General features: G+C 55.8%; 18 protein-coding genes. 8 read left to right on the top strand and 10 right to left on the bottom strand.

Annotated features, from left to right (window positions below; all coding sequences use genetic code 11):
- The first annotated feature begins 100 nt into the window (after window positions 1-100).
- Entirely contained in the window at window positions 101-1,570 is a 1,470-nt protein-coding gene (locus Poly41_RS18630) for a hypothetical protein (RefSeq protein WP_146528212.1), read from the top strand.
- Here the strand turns inward: Poly41_RS18630 and Poly41_RS18625 are convergent.
- The 5 genes from Poly41_RS18625 to Poly41_RS18605 all read right to left on the bottom strand — a co-directional run bounded on the left by Poly41_RS18625 (window position 1,567) and on the right by Poly41_RS18605 (window position 7,159).
- Entirely contained in the window at window positions 1,567-1,950 is a 384-nt protein-coding gene (locus Poly41_RS18625) for a hypothetical protein (RefSeq protein WP_146528211.1), read from the bottom strand. The two genes, Poly41_RS18630 and Poly41_RS18625, sit on opposite strands and share 4 nt — an antisense overlap.
- A gap of 239 nt (window positions 1,951-2,189) precedes the next feature.
- Window positions 2,190-4,340 carry a glycoside hydrolase family 5 protein gene (locus Poly41_RS18620; protein WP_146528210.1) on the bottom strand — a complete coding sequence of 717 codons (2,151 nt, stop codon included), beginning with the start codon at window positions 4,338-4,340 and terminating at the stop codon, window positions 2,190-2,192.
- 444 nt (window positions 4,341-4,784) lie between these two features.
- On the bottom strand, window positions 4,785-5,249 hold the full coding sequence (locus Poly41_RS34190) for a hypothetical protein (protein ID WP_197231428.1): 465 nt from the start codon (window positions 5,247-5,249) through the stop codon (window positions 4,785-4,787).
- Between the two features lie 306 nt (window positions 5,250-5,555).
- Window positions 5,556-6,386: a hypothetical protein gene (locus Poly41_RS18610; RefSeq protein ID WP_146528208.1), complete on the bottom strand. Its 831-nt coding sequence runs from the start codon at window positions 6,384-6,386 to the stop codon at window positions 5,556-5,558.
- Between the two features lie 53 nt (window positions 6,387-6,439).
- Window positions 6,440-7,159, bottom strand: a complete 720-nt coding sequence (locus Poly41_RS18605; protein WP_146528207.1) for a PTS sugar transporter subunit IIA — start codon at window positions 7,157-7,159, stop codon at window positions 6,440-6,442.
- Window positions 7,160-7,440: 281 nt separating this feature from the next.
- Between Poly41_RS18605 and Poly41_RS18600 the strand changes: the two genes are divergently transcribed.
- Together Poly41_RS18600 and Poly41_RS18595 are read left to right on the top strand one after the other, a co-directional pair.
- The gene (locus Poly41_RS18600; protein ID WP_146528206.1) at window positions 7,441-8,316 is read left to right on the top strand and encodes a hypothetical protein; all 876 of its coding nucleotides are present in this window, start codon (window positions 7,441-7,443) and stop codon (window positions 8,314-8,316) included.
- A gap of 35 nt (window positions 8,317-8,351) precedes the next feature.
- The gene (locus tag Poly41_RS18595; RefSeq protein ID WP_146528205.1) at window positions 8,352-9,356 is read left to right on the top strand and encodes an NAD-dependent epimerase/dehydratase family protein; all 1,005 of its coding nucleotides are present in this window, start codon (window positions 8,352-8,354) and stop codon (window positions 9,354-9,356) included.
- 15 nt (window positions 9,357-9,371) lie between these two features.
- On the opposite strand, the gene Poly41_RS18590 is transcribed toward Poly41_RS18595, so the two are convergent.
- On the bottom strand, window positions 9,372-10,313 hold the full coding sequence (locus tag Poly41_RS18590; RefSeq protein ID WP_146528204.1) for a nucleoside hydrolase: 942 nt from the start codon (window positions 10,311-10,313) through the stop codon (window positions 9,372-9,374).
- A gap of 137 nt (window positions 10,314-10,450) precedes the next feature.
- Between Poly41_RS18590 and trpD the strand changes: the two genes are divergently transcribed.
- Both trpD and Poly41_RS18580 read left to right on the top strand, forming a co-directional pair.
- Window positions 10,451-11,458 carry an anthranilate phosphoribosyltransferase gene (trpD, locus tag Poly41_RS18585; protein WP_146528203.1) on the top strand — a complete coding sequence of 336 codons (1,008 nt, stop codon included), beginning with the start codon at window positions 10,451-10,453 and terminating at the stop codon, window positions 11,456-11,458.
- A gap of 247 nt (window positions 11,459-11,705) precedes the next feature.
- The gene (locus Poly41_RS18580) at window positions 11,706-13,028 is read left to right on the top strand and encodes a 3-keto-disaccharide hydrolase (RefSeq protein WP_146528202.1); all 1,323 of its coding nucleotides are present in this window, start codon (window positions 11,706-11,708) and stop codon (window positions 13,026-13,028) included.
- A gap of 57 nt (window positions 13,029-13,085) precedes the next feature.
- Here the strand turns inward: Poly41_RS18580 and Poly41_RS18575 are convergent, their stop codons facing one another.
- Window positions 13,086-14,435, bottom strand: a complete 1,350-nt coding sequence (locus Poly41_RS18575) for a TolC family protein (protein ID WP_197231427.1) — start codon at window positions 14,433-14,435, stop codon at window positions 13,086-13,088.
- Window positions 14,436-15,091: 656 nt separating this feature from the next.
- On the opposite strand from Poly41_RS18575, the gene Poly41_RS18570 reads away from it, so the two are divergent.
- The 3 genes from Poly41_RS18570 to Poly41_RS18560 all read left to right on the top strand — a co-directional run bounded on the left by Poly41_RS18570 (window position 15,092) and on the right by Poly41_RS18560 (window position 19,866).
- Window positions 15,092-16,273, top strand: coding sequence for a sensor histidine kinase (locus tag Poly41_RS18570; protein WP_146528200.1), 1,182 nt, complete (start codon window positions 15,092-15,094; stop codon window positions 16,271-16,273).
- Window positions 16,270-18,345 carry a putative bifunctional diguanylate cyclase/phosphodiesterase gene (locus Poly41_RS18565; RefSeq protein ID WP_197231426.1) on the top strand — a complete coding sequence of 692 codons (2,076 nt, stop codon included), beginning with the start codon at window positions 16,270-16,272 and terminating at the stop codon, window positions 18,343-18,345. The genes Poly41_RS18570 and Poly41_RS18565 overlap by 4 nt, the downstream gene beginning before the upstream one ends.
- A 168-nt stretch (window positions 18,346-18,513) precedes the next feature.
- Window positions 18,514-19,866 (top strand): Gfo/Idh/MocA family protein, encoded by a 1,353-nt coding sequence (locus tag Poly41_RS18560; protein WP_146528198.1) that lies wholly within the window; start codon window positions 18,514-18,516, stop codon window positions 19,864-19,866.
- A 110-nt stretch (window positions 19,867-19,976) separates the two neighbouring features.
- On the opposite strand, the gene Poly41_RS18555 is transcribed toward Poly41_RS18560, so the two are convergent.
- From Poly41_RS18555 to Poly41_RS18545, 3 genes are read right to left on the bottom strand one after another with little or no spacing between them, the layout of a single operon-like run.
- Window positions 19,977-22,142 carry an efflux RND transporter periplasmic adaptor subunit gene (locus Poly41_RS18555; protein WP_197231425.1) on the bottom strand — a complete coding sequence of 722 codons (2,166 nt, stop codon included), beginning with the start codon at window positions 22,140-22,142 and terminating at the stop codon, window positions 19,977-19,979.
- Between the two features lie 2 nt (window positions 22,143-22,144).
- Window positions 22,145-23,602 (bottom strand): efflux RND transporter periplasmic adaptor subunit, encoded by a 1,458-nt coding sequence (locus Poly41_RS18550; RefSeq protein WP_146528196.1) that lies wholly within the window; start codon window positions 23,600-23,602, stop codon window positions 22,145-22,147.
- Window positions 23,603-23,610: 8 nt separating this feature from the next.
- Window positions 23,611-24,462: an efflux RND transporter periplasmic adaptor subunit gene (locus Poly41_RS18545; RefSeq protein ID WP_231615767.1), complete on the bottom strand. Its 852-nt coding sequence runs from the start codon at window positions 24,460-24,462 to the stop codon at window positions 23,611-23,613.
- Window positions 24,463-24,498 lie beyond the last annotated feature (36 nt).

Raw genomic sequence — 24,498 nt, 5'->3', positions numbered from 1 at the left:
AAGCTTGACGTCATATCTTACCCAACTTAAGATCCAATGATGTAGTTTGCTGCAAAACCATCCTTTTTCTCCCGTTGTCCATCACTTCTCCTGAGCGATCATGAAATTCGTCATTCTGGGACTGCTGATCGTCTTGGTGATTGGTTTCTTCGTGGTCGTGTGGAAAGCCGCTCGCGATTGGCGGTGGTTCCAAATCGTCGCAGCCATTTTTACGATGCTGCTCGGTGTGACCTTCATTTTTCCGACCGCCGGAGTTCTCAAGAGCCGATCGGCTTGGCACGATGTCAAGGAAAAGCTGGAAGCGCGTGCCGAAGCGGCCGTGCTTGAACAGAAAGCAATCAAATACGGCGATTCAAGTGATTCCCAATCGGGCGAAGGCTTGGTCGCTTTGAGCCAACAATTGGCCCAAGTCGGCGTGGAAGCCGGGCGAGTTTGGCGGTCGCTGGAAATGCAGACACCGAATCCTCAGCAGGTCGTGCTCAGCAAGGCTCGTGAAGTCGTCCCACCCGACGCGCTGGCTGCAGACGCGACCGCCGACGGTGCAGCCGCGGACGGTGAACCGGCTGCGGCGTTGCCTCTGGTCCCCGACGGATTGGTCGTTTACGCGTTCGCGGAACAACTACTGCCGGAGTCCCAACTTTCGGTACCGACATTTTACCTCGGTGAGTTTCGAGTCGACAGCAGTACTCCGGAACAAGCCACGCTGGTGCCCACAATGCCCTTGCAACCTGCTCAGGCGCAAGCGATTTCCAGCCGACAAGCGGTCCGCTGGTCTCTGTATGAATTGCTACCTCTCGACGGTCATTTGATGTTCACTGCCGAAGGCAGTTTGCCGAACGATGAGAACGTGTATGGCCGCATGGACGAAACCGCGTTGAAACAGCTTTTCGGTAACCGTATCAAACCGGCGACGCTGACCAAGTATCTGCGTGACGGTGGCCAAGCGATCCAAGATGACCCACCGCTAAGTCGCTGGACCATGATCGAATTTACGAAGAAGCACAAAATTGAAGTCGACAGTCCCGATAAGTTTGGGGCGCTCGACGGAGGATTTTTTGATGCCGGTGGACGAGCGGTCGACAGCCGGCTGCAGCGATCCGAAGACAACGAGGTTTCGTTTAACGTTGGCGACCGTGTTGTGGTCAAAGAAGAAGCGGCTAGCCAATTGTTTGATGAAGGCGTCGCGAAGTTGATCAAGACTTACTACCTTCGCCCCCTGAATGATTATCGATTCGGGATTCGCGAAATTCGCCTTCGATTGGCTCAGTTGGCGATTCGAAAGGAGCAGGTCGAGTTCGAAAAACAAGTTCTCGAGGAAGCGATTGCTGCGACCGAGTCGATGCTGACAACGAATCAGACCGTCAAGCTGAAACTGGAACAAGACCTCGCACACAGCCAGGTGGAAACCGTGGCGATCAAGGCATATCACGACGAGCTTGCCGAAGAACTCCAACAGATTCGCACGACGTTAATCAGCCTGTTCAAGAGCAACCAGCAGCTTGAACAAGAGTTGACCCAAATGCAAATGTCGATCAAGAATCGAATCGATGCCGTGACGTTCGTCCCTTAGACCAATTCGTTCAGTGCTGCGACACACTTGATACAGTGTTCAGCGCATTCGATGCAACACTCTTCGTAGTGCTCGCCACATTGATCGGCACACCACTCGCAAATCACTTGGCACCACGTGCGATAGGGTTGCCAATAGGGGCTCTTTCTGGACAGGGCGCGAACAAACATTTCGCACATGTCGGCGCAGTCAATGCAGCATTTTGGACAATCATTGGCAATGCTCATTGCCAATTTTGGATTGCCCGCCATCTCATACGCACACGCATGGCATGAGGCGATGCACCCATGCAACGCTGCAATACAATCCTTCAATTTCGCGGTGTCGATCGAAACGGGAAAATCGGTTGCTTCCACCGGAGGCGTCTGGGACAAAAACATCAAATACAATCTCTCTATCGCTTTCCAAGAAACAGCACGAAACGATTCACCGAATCGCGGTCTGTCCGGCACTCAACCGCCGGCTATCTTTGGAGCAGATTGACGCTTTTTAGTTCCCGCCTTGAACCAACTCCGAGTCTCGCAGCAGCGAGAGCATCGTCGCGATGCAAGTCAGCAATGGCGATCGTGCTAAAGAACCAGGAATCTTCATCGGGGAACCACTCTTTCGTGAGCGTGCTTTAACGTTCGAGGATAGCCATCGAACCGACAGGATTGCCAAGCAAAACATGCCATCCTCCGTCCTTGGCGTAAGTGGTCCAGGTTTCGTCGGTAGGTTGGCCGAGCGACCCGAGGACCGTGGTGGTCAGTGGTCCTCCTGACTGCAAGCCCCATAAACTGATCTTGCCTTGCAGGGGCCGGATTGCCACGGGACCGTTCCCCCAATTGGCAACCGTTTGAAAATCATCTTCCCAGGTTAAGTCTTCATTTGCCGACCGATCGCCAACAAACAGCAGCAACTTCTTGCTCGATGCGATCGGTTGATCGTCGAGGCTCGTCAAGATCACCGTGGCAAAGTCGTTCTTGACGTCCACCGACAGATGACGGATGCCAGGGTAACTCCGATGCTCGGCATCACGTTGAAATCCAATCGTCGCCTGAACTTTTGGCGTATCGATTGTCACCCGCCCACGATTCTTGTCCGCACCTTGCCAACGAAGTTGCTCGGTATCCGACACGATGTCGTTGATCCCGGGTGACGGGGGGTATTCCGCTTTGACCGGCTTTTCGACCAGTCGCCAACGCGTCCGGTGAACCAACGGCAAGGTCTTGGCAAACGCATCATCAAAAAACGGCCGGTGTTCCCAGCTTGGCATCCGAGAATTTGCCATGATTTCATCAACCGTGTGCTGGCGGACGATCAACTGTTTGGCTGACTGAACATCGCCACGATGCCACATCAATGCTGAGCACATCAACTCCGCTACCTTGATGGGATCCGTGCTCAGATTGAACCAACCGTTTCGGCCGATAGCATCAGGGTTATCGTACACCGCTCGACCGAACTCATGGAAGAAGACGCCATCCCAATCTTGTAGCATCGCGTAGGCTGTCAACAGAGGAATCCCTTCGACGGCATAGCGATGCGGGTACGGGTGATTGGTTTCGCTGATAACAAAGGGTTTTCCAACGATTGGCGCCCGAGCAAATTGGACCATCGTGGAATCACTTGGATCGTTGACCATCGGGTCGTTCTTCGTCCGAGTGATCTTCCCAATCGATGGATGTTGCCAATAGCCATGACCATCGGCGTAGTCAAAGAGAGCATTATTGATCATATGAGGAAACCCATTCACCGAGTCGTTGTGATCCGCATCGCCAATCAGCATCGATTTCAAACCAACTTCATCCTTGATAAGCGTTTTCATTCGGCGCAAAAAGGATCGTTCCGTGTCGACGACAAACTCTTGGTCGGTTGCAAATCGCTCTGCGGTCGCCGACGAAAACTGTGACGGTGCGAGCAGAACCAGCGGTGCATTGGCAGCCAAATCGGCATCGCTTCGAAATCTCTCCCTTTGTTCGGCTGAGCGATTCTCAATCAGCCATGCGTTGAATTGCCGGTTCAATTCCTTGGCGTATTCCGTCGGCAGCGGACTCCACGTATCACCACTGTTGTCATCGTGACCGACAAGCTTTCCATTGAGCCAGCCTTCGACCAGAGAGTTCTCGTTGACGATTTCAACCACCAAGACGGCGGGATCATTCGCGTACGACTTGCCCGTGTACCGGTTCACATGAGTCAGCAGATCGACAGCGTATTTTTCTTCGAGCTCGATGATCCGCGGATAGAAATGAGTTGCCCACTTCGCCAGACCGAGATCCTGAGGGTCAGGCAAACCGTCTTCATCACCGTAAGTGCGAAAGACGTTCAAGTTGATATTGCCATAGATACCGCGGCGACGAAGCTGATCGAACAGGTAGTCAAATCGTTCGAGACTCGTTTCGTCCAACCGCGACGTGTCACCCCCACTACGGTCGATCGAACTGATGCCCCAATTCGAATCGAGTCCATGAAATCGCACGCAGTTGATGCCAAGCCGAGCCAAGCTCTCTGCCAATTTTTCTGCATCCTCGTGGCTTGGAAAACAGGAAGGCCCACCCAAATTCACCCCCCACAATCGAATCCGCGTCCCTTCGCCATCGACGAAATGCTCGCCCTTGGGACGAACAAACCCAGCTCGACCAGCCGGGGCATCGAGAAAGCGGCTCAGATCGATCGCCGATCGGGAATGGGTTGCCCAATCGAGCACAAAGGGGACTTTGTCTTGAGCCGAGGCGACGGTGAAAGGGAACCACAACGGTAGCAGCAGAAGTAAGCGTGGGAATGTCATCGTGGGCAGGAGGGGGAAAAGGTGGGAAAGCGGGTGATGGGACGCGATCATTCTATCACGTCACGGCTTCAACAGCAGGTCAGATGGGCCACGTTCCAAGTTCGAGTTGATGCGACAACGGGGGTTCGTCGTCCAAGTCCAGACCGCTCGGTCGGTGCAAGCGCAGCGTGCCAGCCGTTCTTTTCGAAACAATCCGCAACAACGGTCTGTTTCAACCCCATTTGTTGGTTTCAACAAGAAACTTCTCCAGATGTCCTAGGCTAGCAACCTAGGCTCGACGATAGAGACATGTGTAAGCACCAATGTGTGGTGCAGTGCAAGCGCCGCCATACGCCGATCGACCGCAAACACCTCCCGTGTCAACGTGGTCCGATTGGGGCGACTGAACTCCGATTTGTTGGTCCCTTACCGGCCGCTCGGACGTGTTGCGGCTCAATGCGCACGCTAGACCTTCCTGAAACCTAAATCCTTGGAGATACCACGATGCGTCGTGTATTCATTCCTGCTCTGCTCGCTGTCGCTTTCGTCGCTAGCAGCTCGGTCAACGCCAGCGCGTTTGGCCTGTTTGACAAATTGTGTAATCGCGGATGCGATTCGTGTTGTGACGTCGAGCCCACCTGTGGCTGCGAAGCTCCAGCACCTTGCTTCGAACCCACTTGTGGTGCCGAGCCTTGCTGCGACAGCGGCTTCTCGGCTCCGAAATGTGGACTGCTGAGCAAATTGTTCCATCGTCACAATGCATGCGACGCATGCTGTGCACCTGAGCCAACTTGCGGTTGCGAAATCATCGAACCCACCTGTGGTTGCGAAATGATCGAGCCCACCTGCGGTTGCGAACCCGTTTGCTGTGACCGTCCTTCGTGCGGCGACAAAGTCAAAGGCTTCTTCGGCAAGTTGTTCAAGCGTCACGCTTCCTGTGACGAATGCTGCATGCCAGAACCGACTTGCGGTTGCGAAGTTGCAGAACCCACTTGTGGTTGCGAATGGTAATCGGCTCCGTTTCGAAGCAGATTCAAGCTATCGTGTGACGCGTTTGTAACCGTACAAAGCGGATCACGAGAAGAAAAGACAAAGTCCTCGGTCGCGAACCCTTCGCGGCCGAGGATTTTTTTTGGCCCCCCTAAACGAGCGCTTTGTTACAGCTCAATCATTCGGGTCATGGCTCTTTAGCAACATTCACTATCGGCAACCCAAATCCTTCGTTTTGACAAAGAGCTAGGCGACCCGTTTCCAATCAGCCACACTCGGTTCACATCCGCTGCGGCGGAGCCATTCTATCAAGGCAGCAATTTGAAACGGCTTGCCAATGACCGTTTCAATGCCAGCTAGCCGTGCGGCGGCAACTTGGTGGGGACGCGGGCTATTGACCAACCACGCATGTTTCGCGCCGAACGATAAACTCATTTGTTCGGTTCGACTTTTCCAGTTTGCAACCGACGTTGGCGACGCGTACGAATCGTCCCAGAGGGTCCAATCGACATGACGCACAAAATGCGGCGTCGGCTTCCGCATCCATACCACTGCGTTGCCATCGGATCGATCGGAGTGGCCCTCCATCAACTCCATCATCGGTTCCGCGATCGATAACGTTGCCGCGACGACGGCGATCGTGGCTTTTGGAGGCATGGCCTCTGAGGATGGCCCCGTCGTGCCAATCCAACTCGGCAAGAACGGTTTCCAGTGGTGCCAACTTAGAATCGGCAGCTCGGCATCCCGTTTACATTCGCCAATCGCAAATCGTTCGGTATGACAAACACCTTCGCAAAGTCGACCCAACAAACAGAGAATTTTCGCATTCGGGAAGAGGCTACGAAGCGACAAGGCGGCCTTCCAATCAAATGCAGCACGATCGGTCCGCGCCAAGACGATTCGGTCCACATCGGTCGCCGCCTTGCGAGTCGCCTCGTCAACCGACTTCCGATGTGCGATCTGGGCCGACGCTGATTCGCAGTGAGCGTAGGCAGCACGGAATTCGGGGGGCCTTCGGCTACCAATCCACAGCAAGGTACGACAGGAATCGGCGGCGGTAGTTGTCGTGACTTTCATCGATCCTCCTTGAAACGAGACGAAGCATCCGACGCCAGCGTAACGTTTTCTGCTTAGGAGCCGTGTGACGCAATCGCCTCATCCACCCGCTGTTCACAGTCCTGCAAACAGCCCCAAGCCTCACCAGCGGTTTGGCACTGGCGAAGCGCGGCAAGGAACGAAGGCTCGACCACCATGCGGCTCAACTTGGCCAGGATACGAAGGTGAATGGCGTCATCGAAAGAGCAAATCAGAAAGAAAACGTCCGTCAATTGGCCGCGATCCGCAAAGGGTATCGCCGCCGGACAGATCCCCAACGCGATCACGGAATCGGCCAAGATCGAGGTTTGAGGTCGGCGGGGGTGAAGCAGGGCGACGCCACAATCGAGCGCCGTTGGGTGCATCTGTTCACGTGCGTTCACCGCCTCTCCCATCGCAGCCGCGTCCCACATCAGGCCCGATTTGGTCGCCAATTCCGACATCGAACGGATCACCGAGCCTCGAGTCCGGGCGTTCAAAGGAACGGCGATCGTATCCACCTCGCATAACTGAGCGATCGGTCGATCGACAGCGGCCGGCGAGACGCGATCGAGCACCTGCTGGACCTTGTCCAGTTGCAAGGAATCACTCGCTCCAATCCGTTCCTCGAGCCAATGATGGATTTCGGCTTCGCTGAAATGCCAGGTCCCGCCAACCTTTCTAGCCGGCAGCCGCCCCCGATCGGCCATCTTGATCACCTGATTCGGCGTCACATGCAAGTATTCAGCAATTCGGGCAACATCAAGGTCTTCCATCGGTCAGCCGTCTACGTTCTTGAAGCGAAAAGCTGCATTGTGACCGGGCACCCTGGGCCGAAGCAACGACCCCTGCAGAAGAAAGTCGCAAAAAGCTCGAAACAACCTTCTTGGCAGGGAGCAGCCACGAGCGGATGTTTCTGACGTTTTGGTCAACACATTCTCTTGACGTTCGATCGCAAGGCTTCGTAAGGTGCACTCGCGCCAACGACTCTGTGGTGCAATCACTGAAAATCGAGGCGGCGCTACGGCACCGCGGCACCTGATAAGGAGTCTATCCCTTGGATCGAATCGGTCGCATGACGCGAGCTTCGCTGATGCTTACCGCCGTCGTGGCCCTGATCGCTGCGGGCTGCGCCTCTTGGACCGATCGATCGAGCCGTAGCGACGAGACGCAGCCGAACCCCGACACCCTGTTCGCCGCCACCGAAAGCTCCCGGGCGATCGTACTGAACGTGGGATTTCATCCGATTGAGTCCAACCGACTTGGTCCCGACGAAGTCGCATCCCTCTGGCAATGGGTCGACGAGATGGTGATTGATCCGGGACGGCGCCGTGATTTGTTAGCCAACGGATTGCGGGTCGGAAAGGTCATTCGCAAAGAACAGTTTCAGTCTCGATTGTCGCATTTGTCGCGTCCGGCCGACGTGGTGGATGTCTTTCTGAGTGAAGCCGATGTCGCTACCGATTTGTCCAGTGGATCAAAGCGCATCCCGATGCGTTTTGGCAAGCGACATGAATTGCCTCTTCGCCATCCGATCTCGGGAAGCCAAGTCACGTTAGTGAAGTTGGATGGAAAAACAATCGGTAAGACCCTCGAGGACCCACATAGTTTGTTGGCGATCACTCCATCAAAAACGTCGATCTCAGGGCAAATCGAACTGAAATGTCGTCCCGAGATTCAACATGGCCAAGCTCGCCAAAAGTGGGTCCCGAGTGATTCCGCAATCCGCATTGATTCGCGTCGCGACACTTGGTCGTTTGACGCCCTGGATATCGAATGGGTCGGCGGCGAAGGCGACATGTTTGTCGTGACGGCGACGCAACCCGCGATCGGGCTCGGAAAGCAAATGATGTCCGGCGACTCGGCCAGCCAAACGGAACAGCAATTGGTCGTCTTGATCAAAATTGACAAAATGCCGACGATAGCCGAATAGACCTCTGCCATCCTCCCACTTTTTTGTCCTTTGTCATGCGCGTCCTTGTTACCGGCTGTGGCGGATTCCTCGGTCGTGAAATCGTGCGTCAATTGATCGCTCGCGGCGACGAGGTTGTTGGCATTTCACGGCAAACGTATCCCGACCTCCTTCGACTGGGCATGCAGCATCATCAGGGTGATTTACGGGATCGTTCGTTTTGCTTAGCGAAGATCCGCAACATCGACGCGGTCGTGCACACGGCTGCGGTTGCAGGCGTGTGGGGGCCTTGGCAGCATTTTTATTCCATCAACACCTTGGCAACCGAGCATGTGATCGATGCTTGCCGGTCCGCCGAAATTCGCAGCTTGGTGTTCACCAGCAGCCCGAGCGTGACCTTCGATGGTAAGGATCAACGCGGGGTGGATGAACAAGTGGAATACCCCAAAACCTGGCTCTGTCACTATCCACACAGCAAAGCTCTGGCGGAACAAGCGATCCTCAATTCGCATGTTCCGGGCCAACTGCACACCGCTGCGCTTCGTCCGCATTTGATTTGGGGGAACGACGATCCCCACCTCCTTCCGCGGATCATCGATCGTGCCAAGCGGGGGCGGCTGAGAATCGTTGGGGAGGGGACGAACGTCGTCGATACGGTTCACGTGATCAACGCCGCGGCCGCGCACCTCGATGCCATCGACGCCTTGCAATCGGCACCGCAAACGGCGGGTGGACGGGCCTACTTTATCGCCCAAGACGAACCGGTATCGTGCTGGGATTGGATTAGCCAACTTTGCGAGCTGGCCGGAGTGCCTTGCCCGGACCGCAGGATCCGCTATGCATCGGCCTACCGGATTGGCGCATGCTTGGAGGGCCTATATCGGATCACAGGCCGAACGAGTGAACCGCCGATGACTCGATTTGTCGCGGCACAATTGGCCAAAGACCACTATTTTGATATCACGGCTGCAAAACAGCGACTGGGATACCGCGTACGCCTTTCGATGGACGAAGGACTGAAGTCACTCGCCAAACGTTTCGGTGAGCATTCCGCCGGTTAGGGCGCCAGCCCTGGATTAGGTTTCTTGGCCGGCGTATTTCAGACCGCGTAGGACCATCTCTTTGACGGCCTCCTCATCGACGCCAACGGCGACTTCCATATTCAATGGCCATTCGCGTCGCATTCGTTGATCAAAAACGGTCACCCCTCGAGTCAACTCGCCTTTCGTTTCGACTCGCCCCGCCATATTTCGCCAAGTAAACAAGTCGGGTTCGATCACCGCCATCAAGGTGGCCGCGTCGCGGAGCGGTATCAATTCTCGGCCAAGCTGCTGATGAGCCGCTCGGAAGGCATACGAAAAGATTCGATGCAACAGATCACCGGCACGCGTGTTCTTGGACGGTAATCTCTCAAGCAGGTCCACGCCAAATCGCAGCGCATCGGTCACATCCAACGGTACCATGCTCTTGGTCGTCGCCGACGCCAGCACGTCGCGCGATGCCAACGCGTCGAAGTACATGTTGAACTCTGCAGCTGCGGTCACATTACCAGGATGCGAAACCGATCCACCGCTGATCACAATCTTATCGATCAAGGGCACCACGCCGGGGTCGCGCTGGAACAGCTTTGATAAATTCGTCAGCGGACCCAAACAGACGATCGTGACTTGTCCCGGATGTTGTCTCAACAGCTCCGCGATGACCTTTCCGCTCGGCAGCAAGTGTTGGCGAGCCGAATCTTGGAAGTGACACCCCCCAAGACCGTCAGGGCCGTTCAGATGGCGGTCGTCAATCACGGCTGCGTCATCCGGAACAGACGCTTTGCCGATGCGTGGGTATCGCGACGGGTCAAGATGCTGCAAAATGGACGTTACGTTGCAAGTCGCTTGATCCGAGTCGACCGTACCCGCTGTCGCCGTAATCGCCAACACTTCCACCCGAGGGTCGAACAGCGCGATGCATAGCGCCGCAGCATCGTCAATACCTGGGTCACAATCGATAATGATCTTGCGTGTCATAGGCTTAAGTGTAATGGCAATACTTTTCAATGACGAGGCCGCAGTAGCCTGTGAGAACTACAATTTAGTCGATTCCATTTGAATTTTGTCCACGAGACGGACGTCCCGAATTACCAAAATCGCCCTGAGAATCCCCCATGTCATCACGATTTGTTACTGCGATCGCCCAGGCCACCTCGGGAACAGACCTTTCCGAAGAACAAACGAGCGAGTTGATCGATTCGATGCTCGATGGGGAAGCGGAAGAGGACGAGGTTGCGGCGTTGCTATTGGCATTGAAAGCGAAAGGCGAATCGGTCAGCGAATTGGTGGGGGCCGCTCGGGCCTTACGCCGTCATATGACCCAAATCCCTCATTCTCATGAAGTGCTGCTCGATACCTGTGGCACCGGTGGCAGCAGCAGCGGAACATTCAACATCAGTACGGCGGTGGCCATTGTGGCAGCTGCTGCGGGCGTGGCGGTCGCAAAACATGGCAATCGGAAAGCGACCAGCCTTACCGGCTCAGCCGATGTGCTTGAAGTGCTCGGCGTCCCGATCGAATCGGATGCAGCATCGGTCGCCAAGCGGCTCGAAGAAAATGGCATTTGTTTCTGTTTCGCCGCGAAACTGCATCCCGCGATGAAGCATGTCGTCGGCGTCCGCCGAAGACTCGGTGTGAAGACTTTGTTCAACCTACTCGGTCCCCTCTGCAATCCCGCTGGCGCGACTCACCAATTATTGGGCACCCCAAGTAGCGAAACCCAATCGATGGTTGCCGACGCGATCAGCCAAATTGGGACGACACGTTCGTTTATCGTTCACGCTCTCGATGGCCAGGACGAAGTTTCACTCCAAGGGCCAACCAACGTGATCGATGTGGGCCCGCTGGGAGTGCAGCGACATCAGTGGACTCCTGCGGATTTTGGGCTGTTGCCTGCCGGGCGTGATGCCTTGGCGGCCGCTGATCCGACCGAGAGTGCGGGAATCATCCGACGCATCCTGGAAGGCGAACCCGGGCCCTGTCGAGACACGGTGATCGCGGGAACCGCCGCTGCCCTCGTCTTGGTGGGGAAGGCAACCCAATTGAAAGCGGGATGCGAAATCGCAGCCCACACAATCGATTCAGGTGCAGCCAATCAGAAATTGGCGTCGTTGAGAGAATAGACGCTAAAAAGATTCAGGACCTATCCGAAAAGGGCTCTGACCCTTTGTCGACCGCCGTTTCGATTGCTAAAAAACTTGTTGTTTTCCAATGGATTCGCTACCGATACGCTCAGACCAACAGAGGGTCAGCCCCCTTTTCGGGTAGGTTCTCCAAATCGGATCGCCACGGCCTGAACCTCCGTCTCCGATTGCTGCTAACATAGGCATCCAAAGCTGAGCGATTTCCCCCCCCTTTGAGGCCTACCTGATGAAACACGACTTCCATGCAATCCTCTTCACAAGTCTGATGGCTTGCCTGACCTGTATGCCCGCATCTGCCGAAGCCCCGCCCGAAGGGTTTCGCCCCCTTTTCGACGGGAAGACGCTCGACGGCTGGCAAGGACGCCCGCACTTTAGCCCGATCGAATTGGCGAAGATGTCTGAGTCGGATGCCACGTCCAAGATCACCGACTGGACGGATCAGGCCACGGTCCATTGGACCGTGGAGAACGGAGAATTGGTCAACGATGGCGCCGGGCCCTATCTCGTCACCAGCGAGGACTTCGGTGACTACGAACTGTTGATCGAATACAAGACCGTTCAGTTGGCCGACAGCGGCATCTACTTGAAGGGAACCCCGCAAGTCCAAATTTGGGATTCCACGAACGAGTCCGCCCGAAAGCTCGGCGCAGACAAAGGCAGTGGTGGGCTTTGGAACAATAGCGCTGGGGCGCCCGGCAAAGACCCCTCGGTGTTGGCGGACAAGCCGTTTGGAGAATGGAATTCGTTCCGCATCATTCAGGTGGGAGCCAGAACAAGCGTTTGGTTGAACGACAAGATGGTGGTCGATCACGCGATCATGGAGAACTATTGGGACCGCCAATCGCCTCTGTTCGCGACCGGCCCCATTGAACTGCAAACGCATGGGGGCGAGATTCGCTGGCGCAATCTATTCGTTCGCGAGTATTCGGCAGAAGAAGCGAACGACTACTTGAGCCAGCATCGCAGCGAGGGATTCGAATCGATTTTCAATGGCAGCGATTTAAGCGGATGGAAAGGTCCACTGGATGATTATGAGGTCGTCGAGGGGGCGATCCGCTGCAAACCCGGCCGCGGCGGCCTACTGCTGTTCGACAAAGAGTATAGCAACTTTGTCGCCAGAGTTGAGTTTCGCTTGCCTCCCGGTGGCAACAACGGTTTGGCACTGCGATCGCCTGGCGTAGGTGACACAGCCTACAACGGCATGTGCGAGTTGCAAGTGCTCGATTCGGAGCACCCCAAGTTTGCCAAGCTCGACGCGCGACAGTATCACGGTTCGGCTTACGGAATGGCAGCAGCTCATCGAGGCTACTTGCGAGAAACCGGAGAGTGGAATTTCCAAGAAGTCACGGTGGATGGAAGTCGAATCAAGGTGGAATTGAATGGGAACGTGATTTTGGACACCGATCTCTCGGAGGTCACGGACTTCATGGCCGATCGAGCTCACCCTGGAAAAGACCGCGCGAGCGGTTACTTTGGATTCGCCGGACACAATGATCCTGTCGAGTTTCGGAAGGTTTCGATCAAGCAACTGCCGAGCCCAATGAAGTAAGGATCGATCCATCGCAGCCCCCACCACCTCGCATCACCTCCGCGTGATTGCGAGGTGTCAGGATCCGGGGTTGGCTTCGAGACTGCCCAGCAACAACATCCCGTTGATCTCCGCTTCGGCAATTCGCAGCGATTCGAGCGATTCGATGTAGGCCAGTTGCGTTTGGGCGTAGGTCCGCTGGGCGGTCAACAGGTTGATAAAGTTAACCTCGCCCAACTCATAGGTTTCGCGAGTCAGCGTCAGTGTTTCGGCCGCTTTCGGCAAGATTTGGTTCTTGTAGCGTTCCGACTGCTCTTTTGCATTTCGGTAGCGTTCGAAAACGGGAACCAACCGCTGTTGCAGTTGCCAACGGAGTTGTTCCAAGGCACGCTGGGCGGCAATCCATTGCTGCTGCGCTTCACAGATCGCGCCCTGATTGCGATCGTGAACCGGCAAGGGAATGGACACAACCAAACCGCCATCGGGATCGCCACTGGCGCCGTTGTCCCGCCAGTTGATCAACCCCGCTACGGTGAGGTTCGGAAGCGGTTCAACCTTTTGCCGGCAAACGTTCGTGCGGGCGCGTTCAATTTCTGTCTGGGCCGATCGAATTTCTGGACTGCTGGAATACAGCCTCGCAAGCGAAGCATCAAAGTCCAACTCCTCGGTTTCCGCCATCAAGTCCCCAGCAATCGGTTGCGCAACCATCAACGGTTGGTTCGCCACCGCAGAAAGCGTTCGCCATGCCGCCGTGTGCCGGTTCTTTGCATTGACCAGCAAAATGTTCGCTGCCTGCACTTCTAATTCAGCTTGTAACACGTCGCTACGGCTGACTTCCTTAGCTTCGAACAGTTGTTTTGCAACATTCAGTGCCTTCTCGCTCAATTCCACGAGATCGGTCGTCACATCGATTTGCCGCTGGGCTCGAAGCACGCGCATGAACGCGATTTCCACATCGGTCATGACGCGCTGCCGCTGCGTCATCCACTGCTGCTGCAATCGCCGTACTTCTTGCAGAACGACCGACCGGCTTAGACTGCGTTTTTCGCGTCGAATGAACTCCTGCTCCACAAAGACGCCGTATTGTTCCGCCTGGCCATCACTGCCAAGCTGCTGAAAATCGATACCGACATTCGGGTTCGCTTTCAAGCCAACCTGCAGTGCGCGGCCCCGCGCCGCTTGCACCAAAGCCTCGACACGTTGAATCGACGGGTTGCCGACAACCGCTTGAGCCTGAAGCATCTGCAGTGTGAGTCCACCGTTGCTGACTGCCGAATTGAGCCCGGACTCATCTTGGCTATCTTGCTGAAACACGGGCCCATACGATTGCACGAACGTCTGGTCGTGTGGCGGCAAGTAGTAGGCAGAGTCGGATTCCACCATCGCAGGTTGGTCCACGATGACCGGAGACGGTATTTGGGCGGGCACTGCGTTCACCATACCGAGTGCAAAGCCGACGCCAAGGATCGAGCGGCCAACACGGGTCGCCCTTCGCGCCGCGATCGGTGCGCTTTTGCATGCTTTTGCGATGGGAAGGGCACTAGGAAGTGGCCGCATGATCCCTCGCAGCTTCATCACCCACGAGTGACACCGTCGGTGGCTCAAGCGATGGTTTGCGTTCATAGGAGTTTGCCGTTGGAAAAATCGGTACCTTGGTTTTGATCAAGGAACGCCGCGAAACGAGCGTGCTACGCCGTTCACATACGTTCCAAGCCGCTTATCCCTGTCCATCGGCAGACTTGGCAAACGCAGAACAACCCCAGCGGTGAACGAGGTACAGAACGCACAACATGAAAAACCAGACCCCACGCGAGTCGCCCGGGAATTCCTACGAGTTCGCCGTCTTGTGGGAGTTTCGTTCCATCTGGGGTACCTAACCGGGATTCTGTCTGGCTGGGTGGTACGGTTTTGACGGTTGTAGGGAAACCGACCACGCCTAAGCATGGTCAAGCATCACGAACTACACATTCAATAACGTGCTCGCAATTTTTGGGCGTAGTGTTTCTTGGGACACCGACGAACGAAAGGAAGAATCGCATCCAACACACCAAGCGGGAAGCGTCTGGATTGCGGGGCAACTAGTCATGAATCTTCATCGAAAGATCTTATTCGCACTGATCGCAGTCTTTACCGGCATGGTTGCCGCTGCGCTTGGGTTTCAAGCTCTAAGGAGCCAGCTCTCGGTTGTTACGATTGCGTGGAATGCCCTGATGGCGATCGTTGGGGTTGTTTCGTTGTACTCGATTCTTACCCGATGGCTGCTGCGCCCGCTGTCGCAGCTACGAGAAAACATGGATCGGCTGTGCAACGGGGAGGAGGAAACGGAAAATCGTCCCCAAGCCCCCTGCGCGAATGACTTCGAGCGGCTCGACAATCAGCTGGTCAAGATGGCGTCAAAGCTGCACTCGACGCAGCACCGTTTGGCGGTCATGTCACGAGAAGCTGGCATGGCCGATGCGGCGACCAGTGTGATTCACAACATCGGCAACGTCATTACCAACGTCAATGTCTTACACGCGACGATGAGACAACGTGTCGAAACCTCGAAGGTGACGTCGCTGCGTCGGGCAGCCGAACTTCTTGATCACCACGCATCCGATATCGACACCTTCCTGCTGCACGATGCTCGTGGAAAACAGCTACCGCGCTTCCTCACCACCCTGTCGGATACGCTCGAACAAGAGCACGGCGAACGGCTGACTCATCTTCAATCCATGACAAGTGGTCTTCAGCATATTAACGAGCTTTTGGAGTCTCAGCAGCGGATCGGGCAGCACGTCGTGACACCGGAACCGGTATCGGTATCCCGATTGGTCAAAGACGCCGTTGAAATGCTGCGCGCGTCGCTCGATCGCGAGAGTGTGATGGCGCTGACGGTTTGCGAGCAGGCACCCGCAATCGTCCTCGACCAAAGCAAGGTCATGCAAGTGCTTGTAAACCTGATCGCGAACGCTCGAGACGCGGTCAAGGATTTGGATCCCTCACGCCGTCAAATCCGCATCGAGGTCTCGACGCCGGTGGAATCCTACCTTTCGATTGACGTGATTGATCAAGGTTGCGGCATTGCAAGTGAAGATCTCTCTCGAGTCTTTTCAAGTGGGTTTACAACGAAGCCGGACGGCCACGGACAAGGACTGCATTTCTGCGCGATTGCCGCTGAGGAAATGAACGGTTCGCTTCGAGTCAGCAGCGGAGGCGTTGGCGAGGGCGCCCGATTTACTCTATCGCTTCCGCGAGTGGTCAAGGAGGAATGGGTACCCTCATGAGAACACTCGATTCCGCCGCCGCCTGCAAGGTCTTGCTCGTTGACGATCAACAATCGGTACACGATGCCTATCGAACCATCTTAACTTCCGCTCCGCCCAAAACCGATCTTGAAGAGATCGAAGATGCGTTGTTTGGCGATATCGGTGGCCAATCCAATGCCGAATTCAATCCTGGGTTTGGCGACGACTTGGTTCAACGCCGCACCAACATCGTCTCAACGATCGATGGACAATTCGAACTGAGCCACGCCTTGCAAGGTGATCAGGCGATCGGCATGGCGAGCGCTGCCGTGGCCGCCAAGGACCCGTTTGAAATGGCATTCGTGGACATGAGGATGCCACCTGGAATGGACGGCCTTGAAACCATTCAACGGCTGTGGGAGATCGATCCGCTGTTGCAAGTCGTTCTGTGCCCAGCCTTTTCCGACTACTCCTGGTCCACCGTGCTCAAACGGCTCGGATTCGTTGACAACCTTCTCCTGCTAAAGAAGCCCTTCTCCAACGAAGAAGTCTTCCAATTGGCGATGGCGATGACGCATAAGCGGCGGGCCATTTCCCAGAGCGAGCTGCAATTGGAACGCCTTCGCCAAGCAAATGAGCAATTGCAGACCGAAGTTCGACACCGCATGACCGCCGAGACCGAACTGCAACATGCTGCTAGCCACGACTCGTTAACAAAGCTGCCCAATCGGACCTGCCTCAAGCGGGTACTGTCGCACCGTTTTGAGAACCCACAGGTATCGGCAAATGCTTCTGATGCGTTGATCTTCTTGGATCTCGATAACTTCAAAGTCATCAATGACAGCCTCGGGCATGCGGTTGGCGATCAGCTGTTGATTCAGGTCGCTGAGCGACTTCAAAACTGCGTTGCGGAACTTGATCGCGTCCCGGTTCATCGTGGAGCCTCCCCTCGGCCGCCTAACTCACCAAGTAACCTTGTCGCTCGGCTCGGTGGCGACGAGTTTGTCATCTTTCTAGTGGGCAACAAAGACCAAGACGCTGCAATCGAATTTGCCGAACAGATCCGCTACAAATTGTGTTTACCCTATACCGTCAGCGAACATGAGTTGACGCTGGGAACCAGCTTGGGCATTGCGTTTTGCGGCGAAGCCGCACCGACTCCGGAAGAGCTGATGCGGAATGCCGACTTGGCGATGTATCGAGCCAAGTTCAGTGGTAAGCACTGCTTGGCCGTTTTTGACCACGCTATGCATGAATCGATGTCGCGTCGCTTAGCCCTTGAAGAGTCCTTGCGTACCGTATTGAAAGACGGCGGCTTGAGACTTGATTTTCAACCGATCTTCGACATGGTGACCGGTGACATCGTGGGCTTGGAGTCGTTGGTGCGATGGGACCATGCGACCCAAGGATTGATCAGTCCGGCCGATTTCATTCCGGTCGCCGAAGAAACGGGGCTGATCGTTCCCATCGGACGTTGGATCCTTGAAGAAGCCTGTCGAACCATTCATCGAATCAGCGGGATGCGACGAGGCGTCAAGCCCATCTCGGTGAGCGTGAATGTTTCCAAACGCCAAATTGCAGATCACGATTTTGTCGAACTGCTTGGCGACGTGCTTCAGACCTACGAGGTTCCCGCCGAACTGCTGAACCTCGAGATCACGGAATCGCTTATCATGGAGACACCCGAGGACATTACCGAGCGATTGACCCGGATCAGTAATCTTGGTGTCCAAATCCATATGGACGATTTTGGTACCGGGCACTCGTCGCTCAGTTGTCTGCACCGCTTTCCTATCGATGTTCTCAAGATTGATCGATCCTTTGTCGCGACGATGCAACCCGGTGATGACTACGAATCGATCGTTCATGCCATCATCACGCTGGCCCATAACCTGGACACCAAAGTGATTGCCGAGGGCATCGAAACCCCGCGTCAACTGCAACAACTTCGCGAGTTAGATTGCGATTGTGGTCAGGGGTATCTGTATAGCAAACCCAAATCGATCGACGAGCTTGAGGATCTTCTTCTCGAAGTCAAGCCAACTCCTAGCTGCAACCCCGCTTTTGGGTTTGAACGCTACGAACGGCAGCTTGAGAACGCATCAATCTAGCAGACGGTTGCGAATGTCGCATTCCGAACGAGGCGGGGGATTCCCGGATAGACATGCGGCACAAAGGCACTATGATCGGAGGGTTGTTGCGGGTGAGTTCTGGCCCCTCTGCTACGATCTCACCCGGAAATCCTGCCCCTCGCCTCCATCCCCAGAGCACGTCGAACGATGAACGACCCCAATCGCATGCCATCGGCATCCTCCCGCCGAACCTTTATTCGAAACACGTCGCTGGGTCTCGCGACAGCCGCAGCGCTGTCGGATGTGCCACAGGTCCATGCCGCAGGTGGCGACGACGAAATCAAGATTGGGTTGATCGGTTGCGGTGGCCGCGGCACCGGTGCGGTGATTGACGCGGTGGGTGCCGCTGCGAAGGTGATCTATCCCGATAAGGGGTATCACACCGAAGACGTCGCCGACGGCGCGAAAGCCGCGAACAAACGAATCCGTGTGGTTGCCCTGGCAGATATGTTTGGCGACCGGCTCGAGCGATGCCAAACTCAAATGGGCAAGCTTGGCTTTGAGATCGCACCCGATCACTGCTTCACGGGCTTCGATGCGTACAAGCAACTTCTTGCCGTTGCAGATGTCAATTACGTCATTCTGGCAACGCCCCCCCATTTCCGTCCCCTCCATTTGCAAGCAGCAATCGAAGCGGGCAAGCATGTGTTTATGGAAAAGCCAGCGGCAGTCGATGCCCCCGGTGTCCGCATGGTGATGGCAGCCGGCGAATTGGCAAAGGAAAAGGGACTCGGTATCGCCGCGGGAACGCAGCGTCGGCATGACCGCAGTTACCGTGACACGATCGCCAGGATTCACGAAGGTGCGATCGGCGACATCGTTTACGGGAAGTGCTATTGGAACGGTGGCCAAATCTGGGTCATCAATCGCCAGCAGGGTTGGAGCGACATGGAATGGCAGCTTCGTAACTGGAACTATTTCACATGGCTGTCGGGTGACCACATTGTCGAACAACACGTTCACAATCTGGATATCATGAACTGGGTCCTTGGTTCGCATCCGATCCGAGCGGTGTCGGGGTTGGGGGGACGGCAGGTTCGAACCGGAGACGAGCATGGGCACATTTTTGATCACTTTGCGGTCGAGTTTGAGTATCCCAATGGCGTCTCGATGTTCAGCCAAAGCCGACAAATCAATGGCTGCAAGAACATGGTTGAAGAACAGGTCGTTGGCAGCAAGGGAAAAAGCAATTGCAAGAATTGGATTGGTCCAAACACCGGCGACGATTGGAACCGCAGCGAGCGAAGCCCGAATGCCTATCAGTTGGAACATGCGGACCTGATCCAAAGCATCCGCGAAGGCAATCCCATCAACGAAGCACAAGCGGTCGCCGAGTCGACGATGACCGGCATCATCGGTCGCGAAGCGTGCTATAGCGGTCAAGCTGTTGACTGGGACACGGCAATGAAATCGGAAACGCACTTAGGGCCAGTGCAATACACCCTCGGCAAGTTACAAATTCCTCCGGTCGCAATGCCTGGTAAGTATCGTTTCAGCTAGAGCCTTTTTGCCGAATGCCGTGGACGGTACGTTTCGTGGCTGCGGCTTCCAGCCGCAGTGAGATCCCTACTGGGGCTGGAAGCCCCAGCCACATCAAAAAGCAAAATGCTTTAGCGTGTTTCGTGGACGCGATACCACAGACGACGCACTTGGTTGGCGAGTCGCATGGCGAGGGTATCGGTACAATACTCTAAGTCGACTTGAACTCGCATTCCCGCCGGGATGCTCTCTGCGGAACGTTTCGGTAGCGTGACTCTGGCGGTGAAGTGCGGTTCCAACAGCCGAACGGGCAGATCGTTTTCGGATGCATCTTCGGATTGCCCGCGGACCGCCAAGGGGCCTGATTCGGTAGCGGATAGCGATGGATAGATCAATCGGTCCGTCGCTCGTGGATCGACTTGGTCCAGGAACCCGGGCTGCTTGCTGCGGTCGGCCAGATGAACACTTAAGGTGCTGCCGATCGTCGGCCGAGCCTGTTCCATTTGCGTTTGTCCGACCATCGCAACCACTTCCTTTTCGTCGGCACGAGCCAAGACGAGCAATTCGTCGCCTTCGCGAACATAGGTCCCCACGCTTTCTCGCAAATCTCGCGAAAGGATCCTGCCACTTCGCGCCGCGACGAGACGCAGGCCATCGTATTTTTCTTGCATCTGCTCCAACCGTTGCGAAATCACGCGACGATCTTCAAGCAAGGCTCTTCTCGTGTTCTCCTCTTTCCGGTCCGTCGCTTGAGACAACCGGATCTCGACCTGCTGTCGTTCAAGCTCCAATTGCAGAAGCTCAGTCCGAATCTCTGGGTTGACCAGTTCAAGCATCAGATCTCCGGCTCGGACCGATTGGAGGTTGGAAACATGAACGTTTGCAATGAAACCATCCGCTCGACTTCGCACGACCGTTTCGGGCAAGTATTGGGCCACCGCGTGTGCGCGGGTCGCAGTGGGAATGGGAACGAAACCGACGGTCGCAATACCAATGGCGAGCAGTGTTGACCCGACGATGCTGGCTCGCCAAAACATGGGTTTGTCCGTTTGATGCAACGTAATCGCAGCGGTTAGAAAACGCTTGGCAGGTTGTGCAAACCAGAGATAGACGCCCACCGCCGCCAGGGCGACCCCCGCCCCTGCAAACATCGCCGAAGCAGCAATCATCAGCGAAACGCAGATCAGCAGCCGCCACCCCAAAGCAGCTAAACCGTAAAGCAGAACCAGCGGACGTCGCCATCCCGTCAATCCGGACCCATCCGACGCGTGGCCATAGGCAAGTCGGCTGAGCAAGCGGCGGACGGCCAACGACGATTCCGCATAAAGATTGGGGATATCGACAAGATCGCAAAGAATGTAGTAGCCATCGAAACGCATCAATGGGTTTGCATTGAACAACACCGTCGACACTGTTGCCGCGAGCACCAACCGATGCAGCAAGAATGCCGCCAGGTCCGAGTGGGTAAGGCCCCACATAACGGCAGCGAGCGCCCCGATCGCAATCTCGACATACATGCCAGCCGACGCCACGATGATTCGTGAACCTCGTGAATTGATTCGCCAGCACGTCGTGACATCGACATAGGCGAGTGGCGCAAATAGGACGAACACAACGCCAAATTCGCTCGTCGCCGCACCTTGTCGATGGCAAGCCAGTGCATGGGCCAATTCATGGATCAGCTTCAACCCAATCCCTATCAGCAACAACGCCAATCCGTTGAGCGGCGAGAAGATCTCCACCGCATCCTGCGTGAATCGATCCCAATTCACAAGCAGCGTGAATGACCCCGCCACCACCAAGCACAACCATAGGATGACCGATGGGAATGAAAACAGGCCTTGCGTCCACGGAGCGAGGATTCGAACCCATCGATCGGATCGACAGAGGGGAACCTTCATCCAAAACGGGTTCAGCGATCCGAACCCAAAGCGGGAGGCGGTCGCATTGGGGCTTGCTTTTGCTGCATGACGAGATGGATTCGGTTGATCCGCCAGCACCGCAAGCTCATTCTGCAATAACCATTGCACAATTGCTTGCGACTGTGCGGTGGTCGGCGTCTGACGGCCAAGCTTCGCTGCCGTCAGCCCCAATGCTTGAGGCAGTGTGGTATTGCCGTCAAGCAGCGAGATCAAGACGTACTCGCTGTATCCCACTCGAAAGAAGCGATGAAGCGAGGGAATCTCGATTCGGTAGACGAGGTTGCCGCGTTCATGGACGGGCCAGACGCGGATGTCATCCGCCAGCCGTAGGGTAGCGTTCGAAAAATCAAGGGTGCTGGGGTCGCGGTCGATCACGGTTACCACCCCAATGCCGCACGAGCCGAAGCATAAGCGCGATGAAACAAAATCCATCCCAACGCGCGACGACCACTATCGACCCAGGCGTAGCCACGCATTCCTGGACGAAGCAGATTATCAGGATCCATCAGCTCGGTTTCGGCGACGAAAACATTTTGGTGCCCTTTCAATTCCGCTTGCGGATGGACTCGATCCACGTCGCCTTGGAGGGTTCGATTGGGCATCGCAAACAAGACGATACGGACGCTCATCGATTCCGTGACATTTTTGAACTCCTGCTCGTCCACCGAAACCTCGGCAATCATTTCGCCGAGTGGTGCAATCTCAAAAAGCACATCGCCCTTTTTCAAGGGTACGCCTTCGGATCGCTGATGGTCGCCGCTCACGACCACCCCTGCAATCGGGCTGACCACTCGCAAATGGTCGTGGTGATATTGCAGCAGTTCCGCTTCCAACTTCAACCGTTTGGATTCCAGTTCAGCGATTCGACTCTCTGCAAAATCGTGAGCCACAACCTTCTGGTGTCGTAACTGCTCGGATTGGTTCCATTTCGCCTCGACACTCGCGATTTGAAGGTCAAGTTCGCGTGAATCGATGGACGCCAACAACTGTCCCTGGTCAACGAGGTCACCGGGGCGGACATGTGCTTTTTCCAAAGGCGCATCGAACGGAGAGGCGATGTATCGGCGGTGCGTCGGCTGCAGCTCGCAATCACAACGCACATGATAGGAAACGGGAACACACATCAAGAAGGCGACGGCGACGACCACCACCGCGATCACGTTGCGTCGCGACGATTCCGTCCAGCGCATCAAGCCGCGGAACCAGCGTTCCCACGGTTTCGGCGTCGAGCGTTGGATCGCAACCAATTTACTTGCGAGCGGAATTTGCACGATTTGCAACAACGTCTGTGCGAACGCTAACTCGGTAGCATTGGGATCGACGACCAACACGACGCCGCGGACTTGGTTGTCGCCCTGGCGCAAGCAAACGCCGACCAGTTGCGAAAGCCCAATGGATTTGGCGTATTGGTTGACGGCCAACAAGCAATGCCTTGCCGCCGGATCGGTCGAGGGCCAACAAAGCGGGTCGCCGCGCAAGGCAACCTCCTCGAGCGCCGACAAGACAGTTTGCAAACCCAACGCAGCATCTTGATCCCCAGGCGGTGAGGATTGGCCGATCAATTGCAGCGGAGCGGGAACGCCCACGGCATCGAAGCGGCGCCAAGCAATCAAAACGTTGGATGCCGAGACCGCCTCGCGGATGGCCAATGCGGTCTGTTGTCCTGCGTCGGCGAGCGTCGACGCGCCGTCGAGATGCGATTGAAGCTCGATCACGATCGAAAGCACGCGCAGCTTTGCATCCATCGATGCAGCCAGATCCACGGTGTCGGTCCGACGAGGCGCAGCCGCAAGCCGGGACGGACGCTCCTCATCAAACCCTTGTGGTTTTCGCATCGTGTTGCTTAGTCCGTTCGTTGGCTGATGCGTACGGTGGGCGCGTCGAGGAACCAGCGGACCGCAATACCGCTTTGGATCGATCGCTGCAAGTTTGGAATTCGAATCTTCACTCGAACCGAACCACTCTCGGCATCCGCAACAGGGGAAACAAACTCCACAATCCCTTGCGTGTCTCGGTTCTCGCGTCCTGTCTGTAGCGTGACCTCAGCTCCCTCGCGAACGTAGCGGATCAACGAAAGAGGGACCGAGAAAATTGCCTTCAACTGATCCAGCTGAACGACTTGTAACACAATGGGATCGGTTGGTGAAACAAACTCGCCCGCTTCTTTAGCGACTTCCACGACGACCCCACTGATCGGCGATTCGATCCGACGACGCTGGACCTGTGCCTTCACTCGTTCATACTCGAGCCGGCGCACTTCCAACTCTTCGTCGATCGCTTGCAAACGGGCGATCGCCTGTTGGTATTCCGTCTCACTGCGATCGAGTTCCCTTCTCGAAGCGTTTCCGTTTTCTTGAAGCTCCCTGTAGCTTGCAAGTTGCTTTTCGCGAACTCGGACTTCCGCTTCCGCACCGCGTCGAGTCCCCATCGCATCTTTTGAGGCACGAGCGACTTCCAAGGAAGCCACCAGGACCGTGTCATTGAGACGAGCGAGCAGTTGCGACTGAAGCACCTCGTCGCCTTCGACCACGGCGATCTCAGAAATCACCCCAATCTCGCTGGCAGGAACGGCAATGCGTCGATACGGCTCCGTAAAACCTTCAAGCTGTTGCTGGGCCATCAAGGGACCAGCCAGTGAGGCCATCGTAACCAATGCGAAGACGGCGCCCGTCAGGCGGTGATTCGAACAAATCATGGTAAGGCTCTGTTTCAATGAAACCATCTTCATCAG

It is taken from the genome of Novipirellula artificiosorum (assembly GCF_007860135.1).
Classification (GTDB): Bacteria; Planctomycetota; Planctomycetia; order Pirellulales; family Pirellulaceae; genus Novipirellula_A; species Novipirellula_A artificiosorum.
Note: the sequence above shows the minus strand (reverse complement) of the source record. Positions and strands in the feature narration are given on the sequence as shown.